Source organism: Pseudomonas sp. TE3552 (assembly GCF_056278945.1).
On sequence record NZ_JBWBQJ010000001.1, the window covers coordinates 5,026,391 to 5,051,754 of the forward strand.

The window sequence follows — 25,364 nt, forward strand, 5'->3', positions numbered from 1 at the left end:
GCTGCGCAGCAGCCGTAAAATCTGCGACCGTGTTTAATCAGACACACCTTCGCTGTTTTTGGGAGTCCTTCGGCCTCCAGCGGGAGCAAGCTCCCTCGCCACAAAAGCAATACACGACTATTCTCCCTTAGAATTTTCCGCTCATAAGTTAATTCTAAAAAGTTATTTATTTCCAAGTTCTTATATCATTTAGTCTCCTTTCACGCCGACACTCGGTCGTCTGACAAGGAGCTTCCCGATGAAACTGACTTCCCCTCTTCGCCTCCTGGCAGCCGCGTCTCTGGCTGCGGCGAGTTTCCTGGCTCAGGCGGCAGACGTGACCGTTGCCTACCAGACCACCGTTGACCCGGCCAAGGTTGCCCAGGCCGACGGCACTTACGAAAAGGCCACCAAGGCCAACATCAACTGGCGCAAATTCGACAGTGGGGCCGACATCATCGCCGCCATCGCTTCCGGCGACGTGCAGATCGGTTACCTCGGTTCCAGCCCCCTGACCGCTGCAATCACCCGCAAAGTTCCGGTGGAGACCTTTCTCATCGCCACCCAGATCGGTGCCGCCGAAGCGCTGGTCGCGCGCGACGGTTCCGGGATCAAGACCCCACAAGACCTGATCGGCAAGAAAATCGCCGTACCGTTCGTTTCCACCGGCCACTACAGCCTGCTGGCCGCGCTGAAACACTGGAACATCGACCCATCGAAAGTCACCGTGCTCAACCTCGCTCCACCGGCGATCATCGCGGCCTGGAAACGCGGTGATATCGACGCCACCTATGTATGGGACCCGGCCCTCGGAGTGGCCAAGGAAAACGGCAAAGTGTTGATCACTTCCGGCGAACTGGCCAAGTTCGGCGCGCCGACCTTCGACGCCTGGATCGTGCGTAAGGATTTCGCCGAGAAGCACCCGGAAATCGTCACCGCGTTCGCCAAAGTGACCCTCGATGCCTATGCCGACTACCGCAAAGACCCAAAAGCCTGGCTGGCCAACCAAAGTAACGTCGACAAACTGGTGAAACTCTCCGGTGCCAAGGCCAGCGACATTCCGTTGCTGCTGCAAGGCAACGTGTACCCGCTGGCGGCTGATCAGGTGATCACCCTCGGCGCGCCGACCACCAAAGCCATCACCGACACCGCGGTGTTCCTCAAGGAACAGGGCAAGGTCGAGGCTGTGCTGCCCGATTACGCGCCGTACGTCAGCGCCAAGTACATCACCAATTGATCGGGAGTTAACCGCGATGGCTTTGCTTCATCTGGAGCGCATCAGCGCACAGTACCCCGGTGCAGCGGAACCTGTGCTGGCGGATATTTCCTTGAGCCTGGGGCCCCGGCAATTGCTGGTTGCCCTCGGCCCGTCCGGCAGTGGCAAGACCTCGCTGTTGAACCTGATTGCCGGTTTCGTCGAACCCAGTTCCGGGCGCATCACCCTTGACGGTATGCCGGTCAAAGGCCCGAGCGCCGAGCGCGGCGTGGTGTTTCAGGACGACGCCCTGCTGCCTTGGCAGGACGTGCTGGCCAACGTCGGCTTCGGTCTGGAACTGGCTGGTGTCGCCCGGGATAAACGCGAAATCCGTGCCCGGGAAATGCTCGCGCTGGTGGACCTTTGCGGTTTCGAAAATCGCCGAATCTGGCAGCTATCGGGCGGGCAGAAGCAACGTGTCGGCCTCGCTCGCGCCCTCGCAGCAGACCCTCGGGTTTTGCTCATGGATGAGCCCTTCGGTGCGCTCGATGCCTTCACCCGCGAACAGATGCAGGAGCTGCTGCTGCAAGTCTGGCAGCGCACCGCCAAACCGGTGTTCCTGATTACCCACGACATTGAAGAAGCGGTGTTCCTCGCCACGGATCTGATTCTGCTCGCCCCGAACCCCGGGCAAATCGTCGAGCGCCTGAGCCTGGACTTCGGTCAGCGTTACGCCGCTGGCGAGTCGGCACGGGCAATCAAATCCGATCCGCGTTTTATCGAAACCCGCGAACACGTGCTCGCCAAAGTGTTCTCCCAACGCAGCACCGTCCAGCGACAGGAGCGCGCATGAGCAGTAGCTATGAAATTCCCGCCGCGACGGTGAAGCCGGGTTCGACAGCGATTGCGCTGCGTCGCAGTTTGAACACGCGCTGGATCAGCGTTCTGACACTGGTCGCTCTCGTTGCCATTTGGTGGGCCGTCACTGCCACGGGGTTGATCGAACCGCTGTTTCTGCCGCCGCCCTCCGCCGTACTGCAAAAAGGCTGGCTGCTGGTGACCAGCGGCTACATGGATTCGACCTTGTGGCAGCATTTGGGCGCAAGCCTCAGCCGTATTGGCCTGGGCCTGGGCTTCGCGGTGCTGACCGCCGTGCCGGTGGGCATTGCCATCGGCCACAATCGCATCGCTCGCGGCATTCTCGATCCGCTGATCGAGTTTTACCGCCCGATTCCACCGCTGGCTTATCTGCCGCTGATCGTGATCTGGTGCGGCATCGGTGAGTTGTCGAAAGTTTTGTTGATCTATCTGGCGATCTTCGCCCCGATCGCGATTGCCACCGCCACTGGCGTGCGCACCGTCGACCCGGCGAAATTACGCGCCGCGCAGTCGCTGGGTGCGACCCGCGCACAGTTGATTCGGCATGTGATTCTGCCCAGTGCCTTGCCGGACATTTTGACCGGTGTGCGCATTGGCCTGGGTGTGGGTTGGTCGACGCTGGTTGCCGCCGAGTTGATCGCCGCCACCAGCGGTTTGGGCTTCATGGTGCAGTCGGCCGCGCAATTCCTGGTCACCGATGTGGTGGTGCTGGGGATTCTGGTGATCGCGCTGATCGCCTTCGCCATGGAAATGGGCTTGCGTGCGCTGCAACGCAAACTGGTGCCATGGCATGGCCAGGCTCACTGAATATTCAACCTGTGGGAGCCTGTGTGGCGAGGGGGCTTGCCCCCGTTGGGTTGCGAAGCAGCCCTTAAATTTCTGATATACCAAAGATCTTGTGAGTGCTACGCACTCAAACGGGGGCAAGCCCCCTCGCCACAGGTCGCTCCCACAGTCGGCATCCCGGATTGAAGAGAACCACCATGAGTAACTTGACCATCGTCCCTCTCAGCTGCGCCCTCGGCGCGCAAATCAGCGGCATCGACATCAGCCAGCCGCTGAATGCGGAACAACGCGACGCCATCGAGCAGGCGTTGCTCAAGTATCAGGTGCTGTTTTTCCGTAACCAGCCAATTGACCCGCGACAGCAAGCACGCTTCGCCGCCTATTTCGGCGACCTGCATATTCACCCGATCTACCCGAACGTGCCGGAACAACCCGAAGTATTGATCCTCGACACCGCCGTCACCGACGTGCGGGACAATGCGATCTGGCACACCGACGTAACCTTCCTGCCAACCCCGGCCATGGGCGCGGTACTCAGCGCCAAACTGCTGCCCGAATTTGGCGGCGACACGCTGTGGGCCAGCGGCATTGCCGCGTATGAAGCGTTGTCCGCGCCGATGAAAGCCTTGCTCGAAGGGCTGACCGCTACCCACGATTTCACCCGTTCGTTCCCGCTGGAGCGCTATGGCAATACACCCGAAGCCCTGGCGCAGTGGGAAGAAGCGCGGCGCAAGAATCCGCCGTTGTCGCATCCGGTGATTCGCACGCATCCGGTGAGCGGGCGCCGGTCGTTGTTCGTCAATGAAGGGTTCACATCGAAGATCAATGAGTTGTCGGAGACGGAAAGCGAGGCGATTCTGAAATTCTTGTTCGCCCACGCCACACGGCCGGAATTCACCATCCGCTGGCGCTGGCAGAAAGACGACATCGCGTTCTGGGACAACCGCGTGACCCAGCATTACGCAGTAGATGATTACCGCCCGGCGCGGCGGGTGATGCAGCGGGCGACGGTGTTGGGGGATGTGCCGTTTTTCCGGTGATCAGCCAGTTTTGTACTGACATTGTTGGCCCCATCGCGGTGCAAGCCCGCGATGGGCACCGAACACTTACTCCGCCGTCGAAGGCTTCTCCCACAAATTGATCCCGCCCTCTTGGGCAAATCGATCAATCTCCGCCAGTTCTTCCACGCTAAAGCTCAGGTTCTTCAACGCCCCGACGTTCTCGACAATCTGCTCCGGCCGGCTCGCACCGATCAGCGCCGAGGTCACTCGTGGGTCGCGCAGGGTCCAGGCCAGCGCCAACTGCGCCAGGCTCTGACCTCGGCGTTTGGCAATTTCATTGAGCGCCCGCACATGGGCGATGTTGGCTTCGGACAGGTGAGACGCCTGTAACGAATCACCGCCCGGACGGTTGACCCGCGCATCCGCTGGCACGCCATTAAGGTACTTGTCGGTCAACAGCCCTTGAGCCAACGGCGTGAAGGCGATCACGCCGGTACCGAGTTCATCGGTGGTATCCAGCAGGTCCTTTTCCACCCAGCGGTTGAGCAGGTTATAGGCCGGTTGGTGGATCAGCAGCGGGACTTTCCACTCTTTCAGCAACCCGGCGATTTCACGGGTTTTCACCCCGGAATAGGACGAGATGCCGATGTACAGCGCCTTGCCCTGCTGCACGGCGGAGGCCAGGGCGCTGGCGGTTTCTTCCAGTGGCGTGTCCGGGTCGAAGCGATGGGAATAGAAGATGTCCACGTAGTCGAGGCCCAGGCGTTGCAGGCTCTGGTCGAGGCTGGCCAGCACGTACTTGCGTGAACCGCCGCCCTGACCGTACGGGCCGGCCCACATGTCCCAACCGGCCTTGCTGGAGATGATCAACTCGTCGCGGTACTGCTTGAAGTCTTCACGCAGCAAACGGCCGAAGTTGATCTCGGCGCTGCCATAGGGCGGGCCGTAGTTGTTGGCCAGGTCGAAGTGGTTGATGCCCAGGTCGAACGCTGTACGCAACAATGAGCGTTGGGTGTCTATCGGCGTGCTGTCACCGAAGTTGTGCCACAGGCCCAGGGACAGTGCCGGCAGCACCAGCCCGCTGCGACCAACGCGGCGATAAGGGATGGAGCCGTAGCGGTTTTCGGCAGCGGTGTAGGTCATCGAATCCTCTCTTGTCCGTCTTGAATGGGGTATCGACTGCTTTGCGAGCGGCCCAGCATACGCCCAGATAAACGTCAGAAAACCCCGGATTCGACTAATTGCTGAAACGTTTCACAGATTATTAAATCTGACCCACCGCATAGCGCCGATATCCACTCCCAACGTTTACGCCGACAACTCACGCAACGCGGCAGCCGCCAAAAAACCAGATCTTGAGCTGTATCGCTGATCTCGTCTGACCGTCTGGTCGATACGCTCAAGCAATTGCTCAGGGAGCGTGGCATTGAAGCGCACCGACTTGCCGAAATAAGGCGTGATATCGAATTCGACCACACCCCACACGCCGCCAGCGTAATCAGGGTTATCCAGATGAGCGTCAATCTCACGCACCTGCGGAAGTGGATCACCATCGGCGACCAGACCTTCGTAGTGCAAAGCCAACGCTTCTTTCACGTTTTCAAATGCCTGCGCCACAGTAGCGCCCGCGGAGAAGCACCCCGGCACGTCCGGGATAATCACTCCGTATTCTGAGTCGGCATCCTTGTGCAGAACGACCGGGAATTTCATTTCGATGAGTCCTTCCTGTGATGTGGCCCCTTCGAGGCTCTCGTTTCCGATGTCGGGCCTCATTTCAGACCCGCCTGTTTCAATATGCTGTTGATCGTTCCTTTTGGAAGATCCGAATCAGGGTGTTTTATCGTCACCCTGCCTGACTTGCACGAATGCTCGTACTGATGATGGCTACCTTTCACGCCACCAGATACCAACCATCCTCCTCGATCATCCTGATCATTTCCCGACTTCGCATCACCTTCGTCCTTGTGGGCAGCATCTGCTGAGCACACTACGCGATGATCACACCCTAAATACACACGATACACACTCTGATAAATATTAGCCGAACACAAGCAGGCCGGATTGCCCGCAGACCATCGGTTACCGGGCGCCCGCAAACACTTCCCCCAACCAATCCACAAACACCCGAACCCGTGGCGACATGTGTCGGTTGTGTGGATACAGCACCGAAACCGGCATCGGCGGCGGTGGTGTGTCGACCAGGACTTCCTGCACCAGCCCTTGGGAAATCTGCGTTGCCATTCGGTAATGCGGGCACTGGATCAGCCCCAACCCGGCAATCGCCGAGGCCGCGTAAATTTCCGCACCGAACACTGACAGCGCGCCATCGATGGCCACTTCCTTGAGTTCGCCATCGACCATGAATTCGAACGGGAACAACTTGGCGGTGGTGCGCGAAACGTAGTTCACCGCGCGGTGGCGGCTCAGGTCGTCGAGGCTTTTCGGTTCGCCGTATTTGCGCAGGTAGGCGGGGCTGGCGCAGGTGATCTGGCGCAAGTTGGCGACACGTTTTCCGATCAGCGCCGAGTCGCCCAAGGTGCCTGCGCGCAACACGCAATCAACGCCTTCGGCGATCAGGTCGACGAAGCGGTCAGCTTCGCTGATGGACAACTCGATATCCGGGTAGCGCGCCATGAATTGCGGCAATGCCGGGATCACGAAGTGTTTGGCCAACGTGCCGTGCAAATCCACTCGCAATCGGCCCTTCGGCGCCACGCCGCGAAATGCCAGTTCGGCTTCTTCCAGTTCCGCCAGCAACTGCACGCAACGCAGGTAATACGCCTCGCCATCCAGGGTCGGACGCACCTTGCGGGTGCTGCGCTCCAATAAACGGGTGCCGAGCCAGGCTTCGAACTGGTTCAGCGTGTGAGTCAGGGTCGCCCGCGGCAGGTTCAGGTCATCGGCCGCCAGGGTGAAGCTGCTGCGCTCGTAGATCCGCACGAACACCTTCATCGCTTTGACTTGGTCCACGGGTCACTCCTGGCGCTCGATTGTTGGCGATTATTGAATAGTCAAGGCAACTCTCGTGCATTTATCGACCTGAGTAAACATGTGAAATTGACTCCACACCCAAGCCACTCCAAGGAATCAACGCCATGACTACTCAAACTTCGAAAGTTGCCATCGTGACCGGCGCCTCCCGCGGCATCGGCGCTGTGATTGCCAAACAACTGGCCAGCGAAGGTTTCGCCGTCGCCATCAACTACGCCAGCAGCGCCACTGAAGCCTCAAAACTGGTTGTGGAACTGCGTCAGGCCGGCCACCGCGTCATAGCGATCAAGGCCGATGTGGCCAATGCCGATGATGTACGCCAGCTGTTCGACGAGACCGAAACCCAACTGGGCAAGATCGACGTGCTGGTCAACAACGCGGGCATCCTCAAGGTTCTGCCACTGGCGCAACACAGCGATGAACTGTTCGACCAGAACTTCAACATCCACGCTCGCGGCACCTTCAACACCCTGCGTGAAGCGGCAACCCGCCTGAACAGCGGTGGCCGGATCATCAACTTCTCCAGCAGCACCGTTGGCATGAACCTGCCGGGCTACGCGGTGTACATCGCCAGCAAAGCGGCGGTGGAGTCCCTGACCCAGGTGTTCGCCAAGGAAATGCGCGGTCGCAACATCACCGTCAACGCCGTGGCTCCTGGCCCGGTCGCCACCGACCTGTTCCTGCATGGCAAGAGCGAAGAGCAGATCCAGAACTTCGCCAAGATGGCGCCGCTCGAACGCCTGGCGCAACCAGAAGACATCTCCCGCGTCGTGTCCTTCCTGGTCGGCCCCGATTCGGCCTGGGTCAACGGGCAAATCCTGCGGGTCAATGGCGGGTTGGTTTAAACCTCAACTTTTCCGAATATCCGAGATTAAGGTGAAGCTCATGAAAAACGTCATTCTCATCACCGGCGCCGGTACCGGTATCGGCAAGCTCGCCGCAGAGTCCCTCGCCCAGGCCGGGCACATCGTTTACGCCAGCATGCGTGACGTGAACGGTCGCAACGCTGCACGGGCCGAGGGCATTCGCCTCTGGGCCAAAGAGCAAAATGTTGAGCTATACCCGCTGGAACTGGACGTGTTGTCGCAAGATTCGGCGGACGCCGCGGTCGCAACCATCGTCGAGCAGCAAGGTCGCCTGGACGTAGTGATGCAGAACGCCGGGCACTTGGTGATCGGCCCGACCGAGGCCTTCACCGCCGAAGAAATCATGAAAGTCTTCGACACCAATTTCTACGGCGCCCAACGAGTCAGTCGTGCGGTGTTGCCACAGATGCGGGCCCAGGCTTCAGGATTAGTGCTGTGGATCAGCAGCACCACGACCAAGGGCGGTTTCCCACCGTTCATGGGGCCATACGCGGCGGCGAAAGCGGCGATGGACTCCCTGGCGGTGAGCATGTCCTACGAATTGACGCGCTTTGGCATTGAAACCTCGATTGTGGTGCCCGGGGCGTTCACGCGCGGCACTGATCATTTCCCGAGCGCGGGCAAACCGGCCGACGTAGCACGCAGCGACGCCTATGCTCGATATGACGGGGTAATGGATAAAGTGGGCGAACGTTTGAGCGCGTTGACACCGGAGGATGCCGATCCACAAGCAGTGGCCGATGACATCGTGCGGATTGTCGGCCTGGCGCAGGGTTCACGGCCGGCCCGGTCGGTGATCGACTTTGTCGGGGATGGCGCGGCACAAGTGCTGGAGGTAGCGGAGCGGGTTCGGGTGGATTTCGCCAAGCGGATTGGTATTGATGATTTGCTTAGTGTGAATCTGTAAGGACGCCTTCGCGGGCAAGCCTCGCTCCTACAGGGATTGTGTCGGACGGCAATCCCGTAATCGACGCGAATCCGTAGGGGCGAGGCTTGCCCGCGAAGGCAGCCTCAAGGACAACGCACATCTGAAGGGAGAAACTCACCATGCACACCGCGATCATCATCTTCTTCGGCCTGGTCCTGCTGGCACTGATGCTGTTTATCGGCGAGAAAATCGGTTTCTCCCGCCAGACCCTGGCCTACAGTTTTGTCGTGCTATGGCTGGCGTTGACCTTGATCAACGGCGCGGTCGGCATGGTCAACGCCGGCCAGCCGTTGAGTACGGAACTGGTGGTGGGTAGCGCGGTGTTCGGCGTGCCGGTGGCGGCGCTGGTGTTGTTCATGGCGATGAGCAACGCCTGAGCGCCACCGGTGCTCGATCAACGCACCAGGTGCAGGAACTGCATATGGCGTTCGTACTGGTCGAGGATGTCGTTGATGACCTGCTCCTTGGTGTAGCCCACCAGATCGTAGTCCTGGCTGCCCTCGCGCAAATGCACTTCGGCGCGGTGGTAACGGCGGTTGTTGAGTTGCTTGGAGCCCATGCCGCCACGGGCGAAGGACGGCGTGAAGTAACCGCGCATCTGCACCTGATAGATGAACGGATGCAGTTCGCCATGACCGATTTCCAGGCTGACGTTGTCATTGGCCGGATCGGGCTGAGTGACCACGTGCAGGCCCTTCTCGACAAACACGGAGGTCACTTCTTCAATCGCCGGGCGCACCGTCGTATCAAGGAAGCGATAGACCTCATCACGAGACGGGAAATGCACCGCCTGACTCAAGCGCTGACGCCAACCGCCGCGCCGCGATCCGGACACTGGCGCGAGGGAATGCAATTGCGCGATCTGCTTCTGCGATTCCAGATAAAACGCCTTGTGCAGCCCCCACATCATCAGCAGCAAAATCATCGAGAACGGCAACGAGGTCAGCACCACCGCTGACTTCAAGGCGTCGATGCTGCCGGAGAACAACAGCGCGCTGGTCACCAGCGCCGTCATCGCGCCCCAGAACACTCGCAGCCATTTCGGCCCGTCTTCATCGGGATTACCGCCCTTGGCGGACAAGGTCGACAACACCACAGTGCCCGAGTCGGCGGATGTCACAAAGAACACGAAGCTGATGAACACCGTCACCGCGATCACGGTTTTGCTCCACGGGTAGGTTTCCAGCAGCAGGTACAGGGTCATCGACGGATTATCGATGGCCGACATACCGAGCGCGCTCATGCCGTGGTTGAGGACCTGATCGATGGCGCTGTTGCCGAAGATCGACATCCACGCCAGGGTGAAACCCAGCGGGATCAGCAGCACGCCGAAGACGAATTCACGGATGGTCCGGCCCCGGGAAATCCGCGCGATGAACAGGCCCACGAACGGCGCCCATGCAATCCACCAGGCCCAGTAGAACACCGTCCAGCCGCCCAGCCAGTCGCTGGGTTTGTCATAGGCGTAGAGGTCGAAACTCTTCATCGGCAAGGCGCCGAGGTAATCGCCCAGGTTCTGGATCAGCGTATTGAGCAAGTGCTGAGTGGGGCCGGCGAACAATACGAACAGCAGCAGCGCACAGGCCAACAGCATGTTGATGTCGGACATCACTCGCACGCCCTTGTCGACGCCGGACACCGCGACGATGATCGCCGCGCCCATCATCAGCGTGATCAGCCCGACCTGAACCCATTGGGTATGGGCGATGCCGAACAGGTAGTCGAGCCCTGAGTTGAGGTGCAATACGCCAAAGCCCATGTCGGCACCGAGGCCGAATACCGTGGCGATGATGCCGAAGCCGTCCACCGCGTAGCCGATGGGGCCGTTGATGCGCTTGCCGATCAGCGGGTACAGCGCCGAACGCAGGGCCAGCGGCAGGTTATGTCGATAGGCGAAATAGGCCAGCGCCATGCCGACGAACGCGAACACGCCCCACCCGTGCAGACCCCAGTGCAGAAACAGAATCTGCATCGCCTGACGCGCCGCATCCGCCGTGCCGGCCTCGCCTTGCGGTGGTTGCGCCAAGTGCGTCAGCGGTTCAGACACGCAAAAGAAAAACAGCGTGATGCTGATCCCGGCGGCGAACAGCATGCCGGCCCAGGACAAGTAGCTGAATTCGGGTTCGTCGTGGTCGGCACCGAGCTTGATCTTGCCGTAGCCGGACAAGGCGGTGACCACCACGAAGACCAGATACAGCGTCATCGCGAGCATGTAGTACCAGCCGACCGTATTGGCCGCCCAGTTTTGCGCTTCCAGAAGCCAGGCACCGGCCTGTTCGGGTATCGCCATGACCACGACGGCGAACAACAAAATGAAGGTCGCCGCGAAATAAAACACCGGCGGATTCATGCGGACCAGGCCGCTTGCGGGGATGGACGATGCACTCATGAAAGGTGCATCTCGAGGGGGGAAAACGTGGCTGTATAAATCGGACTCAGCAAAGGCAAGCCTCCTGTTGTGAGCGGGCAGCGAACCACCGGTTTAACTTGAATGAACGGTCAAGTTAAACATGGATAGGGGGCTAAGGACTAATCGCAGGGCTCGGCGGTATTTTCGTACGCAGGCTCAGGGAAGGGCTGTGGCGAGGGAGCTTGCTCCCGTTGGGCCGCGAAGCGGCCCCCAAAAATCGTGCCCCCATTCATATGGATAAACGGCGTTGTCTGTATTGGCGGTTGCTACGCAACCGAGCGGGAGCAAGCTCCCTCGCCACAAAAGCGCAATGCGCTATCGATTACTTCTGCGTCCCATCATCATGCTGCAGATTCGCCTGGGTCAGGTTGCATCCCGCCGGCACGCTGCGGGTCAGCCAGACGTTGCCGCCGATGGTCGAGCCCTTGCCGATGGTGATCCGCCCCAGAATCGTCGCCCCGGCATAGATCACCACGTCGTCCTCAACGATCGGATGCCGCGGATGGCCCTTCTGCAACTGGCCGTCTTCGTCCGCCGGAAAGCGCTTGGCGCCGAGGGTGACCGCCTGATAAATCCGCACGCGCTCACCAATGATCGCAGTCTCGCCGATCACCACGCCCGTCCCATGATCGATGAAGAAGCTGCGACCGATCTGCGCCCCCGGATGGATGTCGATACCGGTGGCCGAGTGGGCGATTTCCGCGCTGATCCGCGCCAGCAACGGCAACCCGGCGCGGTACAAATGGTGAGCCAGGCGATGGTGGATCACCGCCAGAATCCCCGGGTAGCAGAGCAATACTTCATCGACACTGCGAGCCGCCGGGTCGCCGTGATAGGCCGCCAGCACGTCGGTGTCCAGCAGAGTGCGCAGCCCCGGCAAAGCGAGGGCGAAGTCCTGAATGATCTGAATGGTCTTGGCTTCGACTTCAGTGGCGGCCTCGGCACTGTGGCGAGCGGCATAACGCAGTTCGAGCCGCGCCTGCGCCAGCAACGCGTTCAGTGCCACGTCCAGCGTGTGGCCGACGTAGAAGTCTTCACTCTCCTCGCGCAAATCCACTGGCCCCAATCGCATCGGGAACAACGCACCGCATAAGGCTTCGAGAATGTCCGCCATGGCCGCTCGGGACGGCAACTCGCGACCGCCCTGCTCGCCGCTGGCGCGGCCGTTTTGTGCGCGCCACTGGTCGCGCGCCGTACGCAGTTGGCTGACGATGGTCTGCAATTGCCAATGGCTGGAACGCTCGCTCACGGTAAAAACTCCTCACGGGCGGCCGGACGGTCTGGCCGCGTCAACGGCGATTACTTTACGGCAACCGCTTGCAGCCGAATTAAGAACCAATAGTGCTGGGAACAACACTTTTGGCTATAAGCGATTGGCAGTTGCCCGACTAAATACCCGTGCCTATAGTCCTGACATCTTCCTCCGCCAGTACGGACCCATGATCAAACAACAACTTGCCCGCTTTAACCGCCTCGACCTGCTCGGCCACCCTACTCCCCTGGAAAAACTCGAACGCCTGTCGACCTGGCTGGGGCGCGATGTGTACGTCAAACGCGATGACCTGACGCCATTGGCATTGGGTGGCAACAAGCTGCGCAAACTTGAGTACCTGGCCGCCGATGCCTTGGCCCAGGGCGCCGATACGTTGATCACCGCTGGCGCGATCCAGTCCAACCACGTACGCCAGACTGCTGCCATTGCGGCCAAGCTTGGCCTGGGCTGCGTGGCCCTGCTGGAAAATCCCCTCGGCACCGACGACAGCAACTATGTCGGCAACGGCAATCGGCTGTTGCTGGATCTGTTCGACGCCAAGGTCGAGCTGGTCGAAAACCTCGACAATGCCGACCAACAATTGGAAGCGCTGGCCGCGCGTCTGCGCAGCAATGGCAAGAAACCGTATCTGGTGCCGATTGGTGGCTCCAATGCCTTGGGTGCTTTGGGTTATGTGCGTGCAGGCCTGGAGCTGGCCGAGCAGATCAAGGACACCGGGCTGCCATTCGCCGCCGTGGTTCTGGCCTCGGGCAGTGCCGGCACCCACAGCGGCCTGGCGCTGGCATTGAGCGAAGTTCTGCCGGATTTGCCAGTGATCGGCGTGACCGTTTCCCGTAGCGATGAAGATCAACGACCGAAAGTCCAAGGCCTCGCCGAGCGCACTGCCGAGTTGCTAGGCGTGGGCCTGCCGGCGAGTTTCAAAATCGAACTGTGGGACGAATATTTCGGCCCGCGTTACGGCGAACCGAATGCCGGGACGCTGGCAGCGGTAAAGCTGCTGGCGAGTCAGGAAGGGTTGCTGCTGGATCCGGTGTATACCGGCAAGGCCATGGCCGGTTTGCTCGACGGCATCGGCCGCCAGCGCTTCAACGACGGCCCGATCATCTTCCTGCACACCGGTGGGGCGCCGGCGTTGTTTGCTTATACCTCGGTGTTTTGAGCACGCTGCGGACAGCTTTCTGTGCCAAGGTCCGGTATCGCCCTGCAATATATAATTAAAGAATAACAAACTTAATATTTATTATTTTCCAATCTAAAAATCTCGTCATATAGTCGCGCCGCAGGCGAATTTGCAGCAAGACGCATAAGCTGCTTTAAGGCAGGATATCGCAGTCGTTCAAATCCCGAATTTGCCAACTTTCCTTAAGCGTCTTCCATAAGAAAACACAGGGGCTTGTCATGAATTTTTCCGTATTACGTCGAAATCTGCTGGTGGGTTCACTGGGCCTGGCGCTGAGCGCCGGCCTGCTCGGGCAGGCAGTGGCCGGTGAGCAACTGCAAAAAATCAAGGACGCTGGCGTGATCAACGTCGGTCTGGAAGGCACTTATCCACCGTTCAGCTTCGTCGACGAGGCCGGCAAACTGAGCGGCTTCGAAGTCGAGTTCTCCGAAGCCTTGGCCAAAGAGCTGGGCGTGAAGGTCAAACTGCAGCCGACCAAATGGGAAGGCATCCTCGCTGCGTTGGAATCCAAGCGTCTGGACGCGGTGATCAACCAGGTGACCATCACCGAAGAGCGCAAGAAGAAGTACGACTTCTCCACGCCTTACACCGTTTCCGGGATTCAGGCGCTGACCCTGACCAAAAACAAAGACACCATCAAGACCGCCGCCGATCTGGCCGGCAAGAAAGTCGGCGTAGGCCTGGGCACCAACTACGAGCAGTGGGTGAAAGAGAATGTGCCTAAGGCTGACGTCCGCACCTACGAAGATGACCCGAGCAAGTTCCAGGATCTGCGCGTCGGCCGCATCGACGCCATTCTGATCGACCGCCTCGCCGCGCTGGAATACGCCAGGAAGGCCAAGGACACTGCCGCCGCCGGCGAAGCGTTCTCCCGCCAGGAAGCCGGTATTGCCCTGCGCAAAGGCGAGCCTGAGCTGCTGGCCGCTGTGAACAAAGCCATCGACAAGCTGCGTGCCGACGGTACGCTGAAAAAGCTTTCGGAAAAGTACTTCAGCGCTGACGTCACTCAATAATGGGAGAAGCTTTCCAACTCGCACTGGACTCCGCGCCCTTTCTGCTCAAGGGCGCGTACTACACAGTCATCTTGAGCCTGGGCGGGATGTTTTTCGGCCTGCTGATGGGCTTCGGCCTGGCATTGATGCGCCTGTCGCGCTTCAAACTGGTGAGCTGGATCGCCCGCATCTACGTGTCGTTCTTTCGCGGCACGCCGTTGCTGGTGCAACTGTTCGTGATCTATTACGGCTTGCCGCAACTGGGCGTCGAACTTGATCCGCTGCCGGCAGCCCTGATCGGCTTCTCGTTGAACATGGCTGCCTACGCCTGCGAAATCCTGCGTGCCGCGATCAGCTCCATCGAGCGCGGCCAGTGGGAAGCCGCCGCCAGTATCGGTATGACCCGTGCGCAAACCCTGCGCCGGGCCATCCTGCCGCAAGCGATGCGCACGGCCCTGCCACCGTTGGGCAACAGCTTCATTTCGCTGGTCAAGGACACCGCGCTGGCGGCCACCATTCAGGTGCCGGAACTGTTCCGTCAGGCGCAGCTGATCACCGCCCGCACCTTCGAAATTTTCACCATGTATCTGGCCGCCGCGCTGATCTACTGGGTTCTGGCGACTGTACTGTCGCACCTGCAGAATCAGTTGGAAGCGCGGGTCAATCGGCACGACCTGGAGTCCTGACCCAATGATCGTCGTGGAAAAACTGACAAAGCAGTTCAAGGGTCAGGTGGTGCTCAACGGCATCGATCTGCAGGTGAAGGAAGGCGAGGTAGTGGCAATCATCGGCCCCAGCGGCTCGGGCAAGACCACGTTCCTGCGTTGCCTGAATTTTCTGGAAGAACCCACCAGCGGCCGGATCAAGGTCGGCGACATCGAGATCGATGGCAGCCGCCCCCTGAGCCAGCAGCAGAGCCTGGTGCGACGCTTGCGCCAGCATGTGGGTTTCGTGTTCCAGAACTTCAATCTGTTCCCCCATCGCACAGCCCTGGAAAACGTCATCGAAGGCCCGATCGTGGTGAAAAAAATTCCACGGGCCGACGCCATTGCCCTGGGTAAAAAGCTGTTGGCCAAGGTCGGCCTGGCGGGCAAGGAAGACGCGTACCCGCGGCGCCTCTCCGGCGGTCAGCAACAGCGCGTGGCGATTGCCCGGGCGCTGGCGATGGAACCGGAAGTGATCCTGTTCGATGAACCGACATCAGCCCTGGACCCGGAACTGGTGGGCGAAGTGTTGGCGACCATTCGCGGCCTGGCCGAGGAGAAACGCACCATGGTGATCGTCACCCACGAAATGGGCTTTGCCCGGGACGTGGCCAACCGCGTGGTGTTTTTCGACAAGGGTGTGATCGTCGAACAGGGCGAAGCCAAGGCGCTGTTTGCCAACCCGAAAGAAGAGCGGACCCAGCAGTTTCTCAGCAAGTTCCTGAATAACGCCTAGTACTGCCCCACTCGAAAGTTGTCAACTTCCATGGATGGAAGTGACATTTATTCCGCCTTATAAAATCTTATAGTCGCCATCAACGGTTTACTTGATTCGCTCGAATCATAGATAACACCCTACCCTCCCATGCGGTACATATATATGTCCTGCAACAGATTCATTTCTCCTGAAACCCATAACATCCCTGCGCCTTTCATGGTCAATGGATCGCTGCTTCCGAGACGTAAAACCCAACAAATTCTGGACTAAATTCGACAGAGCAATGGGGTTTATTAACTACACTGCGTAGGAAATTTCTGAATAACCGAAGAACCAACCTTTAACCAATCAACGCTATTGACACCTATTCGAACGCACTCTTATCTAGTCTCCAACAAGTGCCAGACATCACACTCAATCATTATTTAAACGCACCAACAGTGAATCGTTTTGTTGCTTGGTAATTCACGCCTTTCGAACTTTCAGAAACGGACTTCGCGGCAAGGCTTCAAGGAGAAACCCCCATGACAAGCACATCGAACAAACCCGAACTTGTAGCGCCGAGCCTGGCACAAAGCCACAAGGCCGGTATCAACATCACCTCGGCCGCTCATCTCATGATCGAGGTGCCGCCCTACCCCGGCATGGACGAAGGCGACCTGATCGAGCTGTTCTGGAACAACTGCTACGTCGCCTCCCGCGTGCTGACTGCCGACCACGGTGGCAAAGCGGTGAGTTTGCGGGTGCCGGAAAGCTTCATTGCCAATGGTTCTGCACGCATCCATTACAAGATCATGCAGGTCGGGCAAGGGCCAGCGGTATCACCGGCGGCGCGCGTCCAGATCAAACTTGATTGCCCCGGCGGCCTGCCCCTTTGCGATGAGGAAAACCAGAGCCTGGCACCGGTGTTCATCCCCGAAACCATTCGCCGTCAGGGGGTCAACGCAAACCAGGTCAAGCGCGGTGTTCCCTTGACCATCGAGCCGTACCTGAACATGGCCGCCGACGATGAAATCACCCTGCGCTGGGGCGATGTGCGCATGGACCTGCCCAAACTCAAGGCGTGCGATGTGGGCCAGCCGATTCAGGTCTGGGTGCCACCGGCGATCATTCTCGAAGCCGGCGAAGACCTTCGACTGGAAGTGACGTACTGCATTCTCGACCGGGTGGGTAACAACTCGCGCTGGGCGCCGGCCCGCACATTGAAGATCGGCTGCGCCACCCCCTACCTGAAAGTGCCGCCGAAAGAAGCGCTCAAAGCCGCGGAACCTCGCAATAGGTGAAAGTCCCTGTGGCAACAGACATGAGGACTCTTTGTGGCGAGGGAGCTTGCTCCCGCTGGGGTGCGAAGCGCCCCCCAAAACCCGGCACGGTTTGCGCCATTGAATCGTGCTGGCCGATTTTGCGACTGCTGCGCAGCCGAGCGGGAGCAAGCTCCCTCGCCACAAGGGCTCCGACCACCTGGGCGATGCCACCCTTCTATATATATTCCTAAAAGTTAGTTTATTAATTATTTATGCACGTTTAGGGTATATACACCGGACCACCGGACATTCGTGTTTTTCGTTCGCCGCAACGCTTGCGGCGCTTTCATGAGATGTGAGGTAGGTATGGTCCGGAACACAATCACCCCAGTGCAAATCGCCAGGGCATTGCGTGCAGCCAAGGAGCGGCACTGATGTCCAATCTGGCAGATGCAATCGTCCAGAGTGATCTGGACATCGCCCCATTGTTGTTGCCCGCGCAGGTCTTGCGCAACGACGCACAAGCCATCAAGGCGGCCCATGAGCTGGCGCAAGTCGCCCGCCTGCAAGCAGCCAAACGTGACCAGCAACGCAAGTTGCCGTGGTCGGAAATCGAGCAGTTCACCCACAGCGGTCTGGGCAGTATTTCCATCCCGCGTGAGTACGGTGGCCCGCAGGTTTCATTCGTCACCCTGGCCTCGGTGTTCGCGATCATTTCCGCGGCCGACCCGGCGTTGGGGCAAATCCCGCAGAACCAATTCGGGATTCTCAACCTGATACTCGGCAGCGCCACCGAGTCGCAGAAAAAGCAGCTGTTCAAAAGCGTGCTCGAAGGCTGGCGGATCGGTAACGCGGGGCCAGAGCGCGGAACCAAAAACACCCTGGAACTCAAGGCGCGGATCAGCGCCGACGGCGATGGCTTCGTCATCAATGGGCAGAAGTTCTATTCCACCGGCGCACTGTTCGCCCACTGGGTGGCCGTCAAGGCGTTGAACGACGACGGCAAGCAAGTGCTGGCCTTCGTCCGTCGCGGTACACCAGGGCTGCGCATCGTTGATGACTGGTCGGGTTTCGGCCAGCGCACCACCGCCAGCGGCACTGTCTTGCTCAACAACGTGCGGGTCGACGCCGAGCTGGTGGTGGATAACTGGAAGATCAACGACAGCCCGAATATTCAGGGCGCCGTGTCGCAACTGATTCAAGCGGCCATCGACGCCGGCATCGCCCGGGGCGCCATCGATGACGCCATCGAGTTCGTGCAAAAGCGCGCGCGGCCGTGGGTCGACGCCAAAGTCGAACGGGCCAGCGACGACCTCTACGTGATCGCTGATATCGGCAAGTTGAAAATCGAATTGCATGCCGCCGAAGCGCTGCTGCGCAAGGCCGGGCAAGTACTCGATCAGGTCAGCGCCGCGCCGCTCACCGCCGAGTCCGCTGCACGCGCCTCGATTGCCGTGGCGGAAGCCAAAGTACTGACCACCGAGATCTCGCTGCTGGCCAGTGAAAAACTCTTCGAACTGGCCGGCAGCCGCGCCACCCTCGCCGAATTCAACCTCGACCGCCATTGGCGCAACGCCCGGGTGCACACGCTGCACGACCCGGTGCGCTGGAAGTATCACGCGGTTGGCGCTTACCACCTCAATGAAACCTTGCCTGCGCGGCATTCCTGGATCTGACGACCAGACATCTGGAGAAACACATGACTCTTTCTCACCCCGTCGCGGTCATTACCAGCGATGAGCAAGCCCTGATCGTCGCCAGTGACCTGGCCGACGATTTCAAACGCGACAGCGCCCTGCGCGACCGCGAACGTCGTTTACCGCACCCGGAGCTGGAAGTATTTTCCCGCTCGGGTCTTTGGGGCATCAGCGTGCCAAAAGAATACGGCGGCGCTGGGGTTTCCAACGTCACCCTGGCCAAGGTGATCGCGCTGATCGCCCAGGCTGATGGCTCCCTCGGGCAAATTCCGCAAAACCATTTTTATGCCCTCGAAGTGCTGCGTGTGAACGGCACCGATGAGCAGAAAAAACGTCTCTACGCCGAAGTGTTGGCCGGCCAGCGCTTCGGCAATGCACTCGCGGAACTGGGCACAAAAACCGCCCATGATCGCGTCACCAGCCTGACTCGCAATGGCAACGGCTACCGCATCAACGGTCGCAAGTTCTACGCCACCGGCGCGATTTACGCCCAGCGCATCCCCACGTCAGTGGTGGACGAAAACGGTGTGCAGCAATTGGCGTTCGTCCCGCGCAACAGCAAAGGGCTGACGGTGATCGACGACTGGAGCGGTTTCGGCCAGCGCACCACCGGCAGCGGTTCGGTGGTGTTCGAGGATGTCTACGTCGCCGCCGAGGACGTGATCCCGTTTCAAAGCGCGTTCGAGCGCCCGACTACCGTGGGCCCGCTGGCGCAGATTCTCCATGCCGCCATCGATACCGGCATCGCCCGCGCCGCTTACGAAGATGTACTGCATTTTGTGCGCACCAAGACCCGGCCGTGGATCGACGCCACTCATGAAAAAGCCACCGAAGACCCGCTGACCATCAAGAGCTTCGGCCACTTGAGTATTCGTCTGCACGCAACCGAGGCCTTGCTGGAGCGCTCCGGCGAATTCCTCGACCAGGCCCAGGCCGACACCAATGCCGAGACCGTCGCCGCGGCATCGATTGCGGTTGCCGAAGCCCGCGCCATCAGCACCGACATTTCCCTCGCCGCCGGCAGCACACTGTTCGAACTGGCAGGCAGCCAGGCGACCCTGGCCGAACACGGCCTGGATCGCCACTGGCGCAATGCCCGGGTGCATACCCTGCACGACCCGGTGCGCTGGAAATATCACGCCATCGGCAATTACTACCTCAACGATGAAAACCCGCCGCTGCGGGGGACCATCTGATGGCTGGTGGCAAAAAGAAAATCCTGCTCAATGCCTTCAACATGAACTGCATCGGGCACATCAACCATGGCCTGTGGACGCATCCGCGGGACACCTCGACCCAGTACAAGACGATCGAGTACTGGACTGATTTGGCGCGGCTGCTGGAACGCGGACTGTTCGACGGTTTGTTCATCGCCGACATCGTCGGCGTGTACGACGTCTATCAAAACTCGGTGGACGTGCCGCTCAAAGAGTCGATCCAGTTGCCGGTCAACGACCCGCTGCTGCTGGTCTCGGCCATGGCTGCGGTCACCAAAAACCTCGGCTTCGGCCTCACTGCCAACCTGACCTACGAACCGCCGTATCTGTTCGCCCGGCGTATGTCGACGCTTGATCATTTGAGCCGTGGACGGGTCGGCTGGAACATCGTCACCGGCTATCTGGACAGCGCCGCCAAGGCCATGGGCCTCAGCGAACAGGTGGAACACGATCGGCGCTACGACCAGGCCGACGAGTACCTGCAAGTGCTCTACAAACTCTGGGAAGGCAGTTGGGAAAACGGCGCGGTACTCAACGACCGCGAGCAACGGATCTACGCCCAGCCAGACAAAGTGCACAAGGTCGAGCACAAGGGCGAGTTCTATCAGGTCGAGGGCTATCACCTCTGCGAACCATCGCCGCAACGCACGCCGGTGCTGTTCCAGGCCGGCAGTTCTGATCGCGGTTTGTTGTTCGCCGGGCGCCACGCCGAGTGCGTGTTCATCAGCGGTCAGAACAAACCGTCGACCAAAGTTCAGGTGGACAAGGTGCGCGCCAGCGCCGTCGAGGCCGGGCGCAAGCCCTGGGACATCAAGGTGTTCATGGGCCTGAATGTGATTGTCGGCGCCACCGAAGAGCTGGCCTGGGCCAAGCACGCCGAGTACCTGAGCTACGCCAGCGCCGAGGCCGGCGTGGCGCACTTTTCGGCCTCCACCGGGATCGATTTTTCCGAGTACGAACTCGACGAACCAATCCAGTACGTGAAGAGCAACGCCATCCAGTCCGCCACCAAGAACCTGCAAAACAACGACTGGACCCGCCGCAAGCTGCTGGAACAACACGCCCTTGGTGGCCGCTACATCACCGTGGTCGGCTCGCCGCAGCAGGTGGCGGATGAGCTGGAATCATGGATCGCCGAAACCGGCCTGGACGGCTTCAACCTGACACGGATCGTCACCCCGGAAAGCTATGTGGACTTCATCGAACTGGTGATCCCGGAGTTACAGCGCCGAGGGTCGTACAAGACCGCTTACGACGACGGCAGCCTGCGGGAAAAGCTGTTTCATGGCCAAGCTCATTTGCCTGAACAACATACGGGCTCTGCGTTCCGCCGCTGATCCCTGTGGCGAGGGGGCTTGTCGGAACGCCGCATCGCCCCGTTCGGCTGCGCAGCAGTCGCAAACCTGCGGAACGGTTTTACCTGACACACCTCATTGAATGGTTTTGGGGCCGCTTCGCAGCCCAGCGGGAGCAAGCTCCCTCGCCACAAAAGCATGCACATTAAACAATTGACTGGAATAACCATCATGACCAAAAAACTCTTAACCCACCCAGTCAAAGCACTGGCCCTGGCCCTCGGCCTCTTCAGCTCCGTCACCTTTGCCGCCGACGCGCCGCTGAAGGTCGGCACAACCGCCGCCTTCGCCATTCCCCTGGAAGCGGCAGTAGAAGAAGCCTCCAAACAAGGCCTGAAAGTCGAACTGGTGGAATTCAGCGACTGGATCGCCCCCAACGTCAGCCTCGCCTCGGGTGACATCGACGTGAATTATTTCCAGCACATCCCGTTCCTGGAAAACGCCAAGGCCGCCGCCGGTTTTGACCTGGTGCCGTTCGCCCCGGGCATCATCAACAACGTCGGCCTCTACTCGAAGAAATACAAAAGCTTCGACGAGTTGCCCGAAGGCGCCAGCGTGGCCATCGCCAACGATCCGATCAACAGCGGTCGCGGCCTGCAACTGTTGGCCAAGGCCGGGCTGATCACGCTCAAACCGGGGGTCGGCTACAAGGCCACCGAAGAAGACATCATCGCCAACCCGAAGCACATCAAAATCCTCCAGGTCGAAGCCGTGCAACTGGTACGCGCTTATGACGATGCCGATCTGGTTCAGGGTTACCCGGCCTACATCCGTCTGTCGAAGACCTTCGATGCCAGTTCCGCGCTGCTGTTCGATGGTCTCGATCACAAGGAATACGTGATCCAGTTCGTGATCCAGCCGAAAAGCAAAACCGACCCACGCCTGATCAAATTCGTCGACATCTACCAGCATTCACCGGCCGTTCGCGCGGCGCTGGATAAGGCCCACGGCAAGCTCTATCAAGCCGGTTGGGAAAGCTGAGCATGACGGCCGCTTTCCAACGGCGACTGGAACTTCCGGAGCCACACAGCGCCATACAAACCGAACTGCACCCGGACCTGAATCGCGCCCATGTGCGCTTCATCAGCCTGGGCAAAACCTACAACGGCCAGCAAGGTCCGGTGGCGGCCTTGCACGGCATCGACCTGGCGATCCAACGCGGTGAAGTGTTCGGCATCATCGGTCGCAGCGGCGCCGGCAAGTCGTCGCTGATCCGCACCATCAACCGCCTCGAGCAACCGAGCAGCGGGCGAGTGCTGATCGATCAGGTGGACATCGGCGAGTTCGATGAAGACCGCTTAGTGGCGCTGCGGCGGCGGATCGGCATGATCTTCCAGCACTTCAATTTGATGTCGGCCAAGACGGTTTGGCAGAACGTCGAATTGCCGCTGAAAGTCGCCGGTGTGCCCAAGGAGACGCGCGAGCAGAAAGTTCGCGAGCTGCTGGAACTGGTCGGTCTGCAAGGCAAGCACAAGTCTTATCCGGCGCAGCTTTCCGGCGGACAGAAACAACGCGTCGGCATCGCCCGCGCACTGGTCCACGATCCCGAGATTCTGCTGTGCGACGAGGCGACTTCGGCGCTGGATCCGGAAACCACGCAATCGATCCTCGGCCTGCTGCGCGAGATCAATCAGCGCCTGGGCCTGACCATCGTGCTGATCACCCACGAGATGGCGGTGATCCGCGATATCTGTGATCGGGTCGTGGTGCTGGAACACGGGCGAATCGTCGAGCAAGGGCCGGTCTGGGAAGTCTTTGGCAACCCGCAACATGAGGTCAGCAAGACCTTGCTTGCGCCGTTGCAACACGCCCTGCCGGAAGAACTGCAAAGCCGCTTGCGGGCGCAGCCGCAGTCTTCAGATGCTGCCGTGGTGCTGCGTTTGCAATTCACCGGCAGCGCGAGCGACGAGCCAGACCTGGCGGCGCTGTTCAGCGCCCTCGGTGGTCGCGTGCGCTTGCTGCAAGGGGGCGTGGAACGGATTCAGGGGCATGCGCTCGGGCAATTGCTGCTGGCGGTGACCGGCTCGTCCCTCGGTGCGGAAGAATTGCGTCAGCGCGCCGGCAACTGGGCACAACAGGTTGAGGTGCTGGGTTATGTGGTTTGATCGGTTGCTTCAGGGTTTTATCGACACGTTTTTGATGGTGGGTGTGTCGTCGTTGATCGCGTTACTGGCGGGCATTCCGCTGGCGGTGATTCTGGTCACCAGTTCCAAGGGCGGGATCTACGCAGCACCGGCGTTAAACCGCGCATTGGGTGCATTCGTGAACCTGTTTCGCTCGATTCCGTTTCTGATTTTGATGGTGGCGCTGATTCCGTTCACCCGGCTGATTGTCGGCACTACGTATGGCGTGTGGGCTGCCGTGGTGCCGCTGACCATCGCCGCCACGCCGTTCTTTGCGCGCATTGCCGAGGTCAGTTTGCGCGAGGTCGACCACGGGTTGATCGAAGCGGCGCAAGCGATGGGCTGCCGACGCTGGCATATCGTCTGGCATGTGCTGTTGCCCGAGGCGCTGCCGGGGATTGTCGGGGGTTTCACCATTACGTTGGTGACGATGATCAACTCCTCGGCCATGGCCGGAGCGATTGGGGCCGGTGGGTTGGGGGACATTGCTTATCGGTATGGGTATCAGCGGTTTGATAGCCAGATCATGTTGACGGTGATTGTGTTGCTGGTGGTGTTGGTGGCGGTGATTCAGTTGGGTGGGGATCGGTTGGCTCGGGGGTTGAACAAGCGTTGAAGGCGGTGGAGGTCGCAGGCTTTTGTGGCGAGGGAGCTTGCTCCCGCTCGATTGCGCAGCAATCACAAAACCTGTCTACCGGTTTTTTCTGACACACCTGATTGAATGGTTTGGGGTCTGCTTCGCAGCCCAGCGGGAGCAAGCTCCCTCGCCACAGAAAAGCTCACTCGCCAGAAGTATTGTCCCTAGGTCCTGGGGAACATTTCGCACAGGAAAATCAGAGTGCCAGCAGGCCCGATCCCTTTCATTTGCAGGACATTTCCTAGATCATTCCGCTCGCTTGCGCCGACAGAATCTGGTGGCTAGTCTCGGTTCGTCACTGCTCATCAGTGATCGGGTTTAGTCGCCCGGATCTTACCAGGCGCATAGCGCTACCTCATGTCAGGTGTTTTTTATTACCTGAAAGTTATGGTGGCTGTGCGCAGGGCACCCTTGGGTGCGCCGGGTTTTCCTGGTATCCGGTCGACTAACCTGCGTACAGCTGCCACCCAACAACCCGCGAATGGCTGCGAAGCAGCCCCCGGCGTCATGGCGTATATTCGACACATCCCCATTGCCTGCGCAGCCAACCATGAAACAGACTCCCACCGACCTGGAGCAGATCACCTCCACCACCCTGGGCCATTACAACGCGGTGGCTGAAGACTTCCGTGAAGGCACTCGCGATCACGATGTCAGCCAGAACATCGATGCCCTGCTACGGCACATCCAGAGTAAGGCGCCGTTCAGTATTCTCGACTTTGGCTGCGGCCCTGGCCGCGACCTGAAAACCTTCACCCGCATGGGCCACATCGCCATCGGGCTCGACGGTTCGCAAAAGCTTGCGCAGATGGCCCGGGAGGACAGTGGTTGCGAGGTCTGGCAGCAGGACTTTCTGAAGCTCGACCTGCCGGCCGAACGCTTCGACGGGATATTCGCCAATGCGGTGTTGTTTCACATTCCGAGTCAGGAGTTGCCTCGGGTGTTGAAGCAGTTGCGCGAGGCGTTGAAGCCGGGCGGTGTGTTGTTCAGTTCCAATCCGCGTGGCGAGAATCAGGAAGGCTGGAACGGACCGCGGTATGGGGCATATTACGATCTTCAGGTGTGGCGCGAAATGCTGACCGAAGCGGGGTTTGTGGAGCTTGAGCATTACTACCGGCCGGCGGGGCTGCCACGGGAGCAGCAGCCTTGGTTGGCGAGTGTCTGGCGTAAGGTGTAAGCAGCTCAAGTC

At 59.8% G+C, this 25,364-nt stretch carries 24 protein-coding genes and 1 pseudogene; 19 read left to right on the forward strand and 6 right to left on the reverse strand.

From position 1 onward, the window contains the following. Positions 1 to 238: 238 nt before the first annotated feature. The 4 genes from tauA to tauD all read left to right on the forward strand — a co-directional run bounded on the left by tauA (position 239) and on the right by tauD (position 3,879). Entirely contained in the window at positions 239 to 1,216 is a 978-nt protein-coding gene (gene tauA / locus ACZ9BB_RS22720; protein ID WP_476216394.1) for a taurine ABC transporter substrate-binding protein, read from the forward strand. 16 nt (positions 1,217 to 1,232) lie between these two features. Further along, complete coding sequence (gene tauB, locus ACZ9BB_RS22725) at positions 1,233 to 2,027, forward strand: taurine ABC transporter ATP-binding subunit (RefSeq protein WP_476216396.1); 795 nt, start codon at positions 1,233 to 1,235, stop codon at positions 2,025 to 2,027. Beyond that, positions 2,024 to 2,860 carry a taurine ABC transporter permease TauC gene (gene tauC / locus ACZ9BB_RS22730; RefSeq protein ID WP_476216397.1) on the forward strand — a complete coding sequence of 279 codons (837 nt, stop codon included), beginning with the start codon at positions 2,024 to 2,026 and terminating at the stop codon, positions 2,858 to 2,860. Before tauB ends, tauC begins: the two co-directional genes overlap by 4 nt. 176 nt (positions 2,861 to 3,036) lie before the next feature. After that, positions 3,037 to 3,879 (forward strand): taurine dioxygenase, encoded by an 843-nt coding sequence (gene tauD / locus ACZ9BB_RS22735; protein ID WP_476216399.1) that lies wholly within the window; start codon positions 3,037 to 3,039, stop codon positions 3,877 to 3,879. A 66-nt stretch (positions 3,880 to 3,945) separates the two neighbouring features. Here tauD and mgrA read toward each other — a convergent pair whose 3' ends face one another. The 4 genes and pseudogenes from mgrA to ACZ9BB_RS22755 all read right to left on the reverse strand — a co-directional run bounded on the left by mgrA (position 3,946) and on the right by ACZ9BB_RS22755 (position 6,810). Then, on the reverse strand, positions 3,946 to 4,983 hold the full coding sequence (gene mgrA, locus ACZ9BB_RS22740; RefSeq protein WP_476216400.1) for an L-glyceraldehyde 3-phosphate reductase: 1,038 nt from the start codon (positions 4,981 to 4,983) through the stop codon (positions 3,946 to 3,948). 165 nt (positions 4,984 to 5,148) lie between these two features. Continuing rightward, entirely contained in the window at positions 5,149 to 5,613 is a 465-nt protein-coding gene (locus tag ACZ9BB_RS22745; protein ID WP_008005174.1) for a type II toxin-antitoxin system HicB family antitoxin, read from the reverse strand. Then, positions 5,610 to 5,791, reverse strand: a pseudogene (locus tag ACZ9BB_RS22750) (type II toxin-antitoxin system HicA family toxin). Before ACZ9BB_RS22750 ends, ACZ9BB_RS22745 begins: the two are co-directional and overlap by 4 nt. 128 nt (positions 5,792 to 5,919) lie before the next feature. Continuing rightward, positions 5,920 to 6,810, reverse strand: coding sequence for a LysR family transcriptional regulator (locus ACZ9BB_RS22755; protein WP_476216402.1), 891 nt, complete (start codon positions 6,808 to 6,810; stop codon positions 5,920 to 5,922). A gap of 125 nt (positions 6,811 to 6,935) precedes the next feature. Here ACZ9BB_RS22755 and ACZ9BB_RS22760 point away from each other — a divergent pair, with 125 nt between their 5' ends. The 3 genes from ACZ9BB_RS22760 to ACZ9BB_RS22770 all read left to right on the forward strand — a co-directional run bounded on the left by ACZ9BB_RS22760 (position 6,936) and on the right by ACZ9BB_RS22770 (position 9,002). After that, positions 6,936 to 7,676 carry an SDR family oxidoreductase gene (locus ACZ9BB_RS22760; RefSeq protein WP_476216404.1) on the forward strand — a complete coding sequence of 247 codons (741 nt, stop codon included), beginning with the start codon at positions 6,936 to 6,938 and terminating at the stop codon, positions 7,674 to 7,676. 40 nt (positions 7,677 to 7,716) lie between these two features. Next, on the forward strand, positions 7,717 to 8,604 hold the full coding sequence (locus tag ACZ9BB_RS22765; protein WP_476216406.1) for an SDR family oxidoreductase: 888 nt from the start codon (positions 7,717 to 7,719) through the stop codon (positions 8,602 to 8,604). A gap of 140 nt (positions 8,605 to 8,744) precedes the next feature. After that, the gene (locus ACZ9BB_RS22770; RefSeq protein WP_476216408.1) at positions 8,745 to 9,002 is read left to right on the forward strand and encodes a hypothetical protein; all 258 of its coding nucleotides are present in this window, start codon (positions 8,745 to 8,747) and stop codon (positions 9,000 to 9,002) included. 17 nt (positions 9,003 to 9,019) lie between these two features. Here ACZ9BB_RS22770 and betT read toward each other — a convergent pair whose 3' ends face one another. Beyond that, positions 9,020 to 10,975, reverse strand: coding sequence for a choline transporter BetT (gene betT, locus ACZ9BB_RS22775; protein WP_476218392.1), 1,956 nt, complete (start codon positions 10,973 to 10,975; stop codon positions 9,020 to 9,022). Between the two features lie 382 nt (positions 10,976 to 11,357). Beyond that, complete coding sequence (epsC, locus tag ACZ9BB_RS22780; RefSeq protein WP_476216410.1) at positions 11,358 to 12,284, reverse strand: serine O-acetyltransferase EpsC; 927 nt, start codon at positions 12,282 to 12,284, stop codon at positions 11,358 to 11,360. A gap of 190 nt (positions 12,285 to 12,474) precedes the next feature. On the opposite strand from epsC, the gene ACZ9BB_RS22785 reads away from it, so the two are divergent. The 12 genes from ACZ9BB_RS22785 to ACZ9BB_RS22840 all read left to right on the forward strand — a co-directional run bounded on the left by ACZ9BB_RS22785 (position 12,475) and on the right by ACZ9BB_RS22840 (position 25,352). Then, the gene (locus tag ACZ9BB_RS22785) at positions 12,475 to 13,467 is read left to right on the forward strand and encodes a D-cysteine desulfhydrase (protein ID WP_476216411.1); all 993 of its coding nucleotides are present in this window, start codon (positions 12,475 to 12,477) and stop codon (positions 13,465 to 13,467) included. 239 nt (positions 13,468 to 13,706) lie between these two features. Then, complete coding sequence (gene tcyJ, locus ACZ9BB_RS22790; protein ID WP_476216413.1) at positions 13,707 to 14,501, forward strand: cystine ABC transporter substrate-binding protein; 795 nt, start codon at positions 13,707 to 13,709, stop codon at positions 14,499 to 14,501. Further along, positions 14,501 to 15,166 (forward strand): cystine ABC transporter permease, encoded by a 666-nt coding sequence (gene tcyL / locus ACZ9BB_RS22795; RefSeq protein WP_476216415.1) that lies wholly within the window; start codon positions 14,501 to 14,503, stop codon positions 15,164 to 15,166. The genes tcyJ and tcyL overlap by 1 nt, the downstream gene beginning before the upstream one ends. 4 nt (positions 15,167 to 15,170) lie before the next feature. Then, positions 15,171 to 15,920, forward strand: coding sequence for an L-cystine ABC transporter ATP-binding protein TcyN (tcyN, locus tag ACZ9BB_RS22800; RefSeq protein ID WP_476216417.1), 750 nt, complete (start codon positions 15,171 to 15,173; stop codon positions 15,918 to 15,920). A gap of 506 nt (positions 15,921 to 16,426) precedes the next feature. Beyond that, positions 16,427 to 17,185: a hypothetical protein gene (locus ACZ9BB_RS22805; RefSeq protein WP_476216419.1), complete on the forward strand. Its 759-nt coding sequence runs from the start codon at positions 16,427 to 16,429 to the stop codon at positions 17,183 to 17,185. Between the two features lie 395 nt (positions 17,186 to 17,580). Further along, positions 17,581 to 18,822 (forward strand): SfnB family sulfur acquisition oxidoreductase, encoded by a 1,242-nt coding sequence (locus ACZ9BB_RS22810; protein WP_476216421.1) that lies wholly within the window; start codon positions 17,581 to 17,583, stop codon positions 18,820 to 18,822. A gap of 23 nt (positions 18,823 to 18,845) precedes the next feature. Then, positions 18,846 to 20,039 (forward strand): SfnB family sulfur acquisition oxidoreductase, encoded by a 1,194-nt coding sequence (locus tag ACZ9BB_RS22815; RefSeq protein ID WP_476216423.1) that lies wholly within the window; start codon positions 18,846 to 18,848, stop codon positions 20,037 to 20,039. After that, positions 20,039 to 21,397, forward strand: coding sequence for an LLM class flavin-dependent oxidoreductase (locus tag ACZ9BB_RS22820; RefSeq protein WP_476216425.1), 1,359 nt, complete (start codon positions 20,039 to 20,041; stop codon positions 21,395 to 21,397). Before ACZ9BB_RS22815 ends, ACZ9BB_RS22820 begins: the two co-directional genes overlap by 1 nt. A 189-nt stretch (positions 21,398 to 21,586) precedes the next feature. Beyond that, positions 21,587 to 22,396: a MetQ/NlpA family ABC transporter substrate-binding protein gene (locus tag ACZ9BB_RS22825; protein WP_476216427.1), complete on the forward strand. Its 810-nt coding sequence runs from the start codon at positions 21,587 to 21,589 to the stop codon at positions 22,394 to 22,396. Between the two features lie 2 nt (positions 22,397 to 22,398). After that, on the forward strand, positions 22,399 to 23,520 hold the full coding sequence (locus tag ACZ9BB_RS22830; protein WP_476216429.1) for a methionine ABC transporter ATP-binding protein: 1,122 nt from the start codon (positions 22,399 to 22,401) through the stop codon (positions 23,518 to 23,520). Next, positions 23,510 to 24,154, forward strand: a complete 645-nt coding sequence (locus tag ACZ9BB_RS22835) for a methionine ABC transporter permease (protein WP_008068675.1) — start codon at positions 23,510 to 23,512, stop codon at positions 24,152 to 24,154. Before ACZ9BB_RS22830 ends, ACZ9BB_RS22835 begins: the two co-directional genes overlap by 11 nt. 571 nt (positions 24,155 to 24,725) lie before the next feature. Beyond that, positions 24,726 to 25,352 carry a class I SAM-dependent methyltransferase gene (locus ACZ9BB_RS22840; RefSeq protein ID WP_476216432.1) on the forward strand — a complete coding sequence of 209 codons (627 nt, stop codon included), beginning with the start codon at positions 24,726 to 24,728 and terminating at the stop codon, positions 25,350 to 25,352. The last annotated feature ends 12 nt before the right edge of the window (positions 25,353 to 25,364 follow it).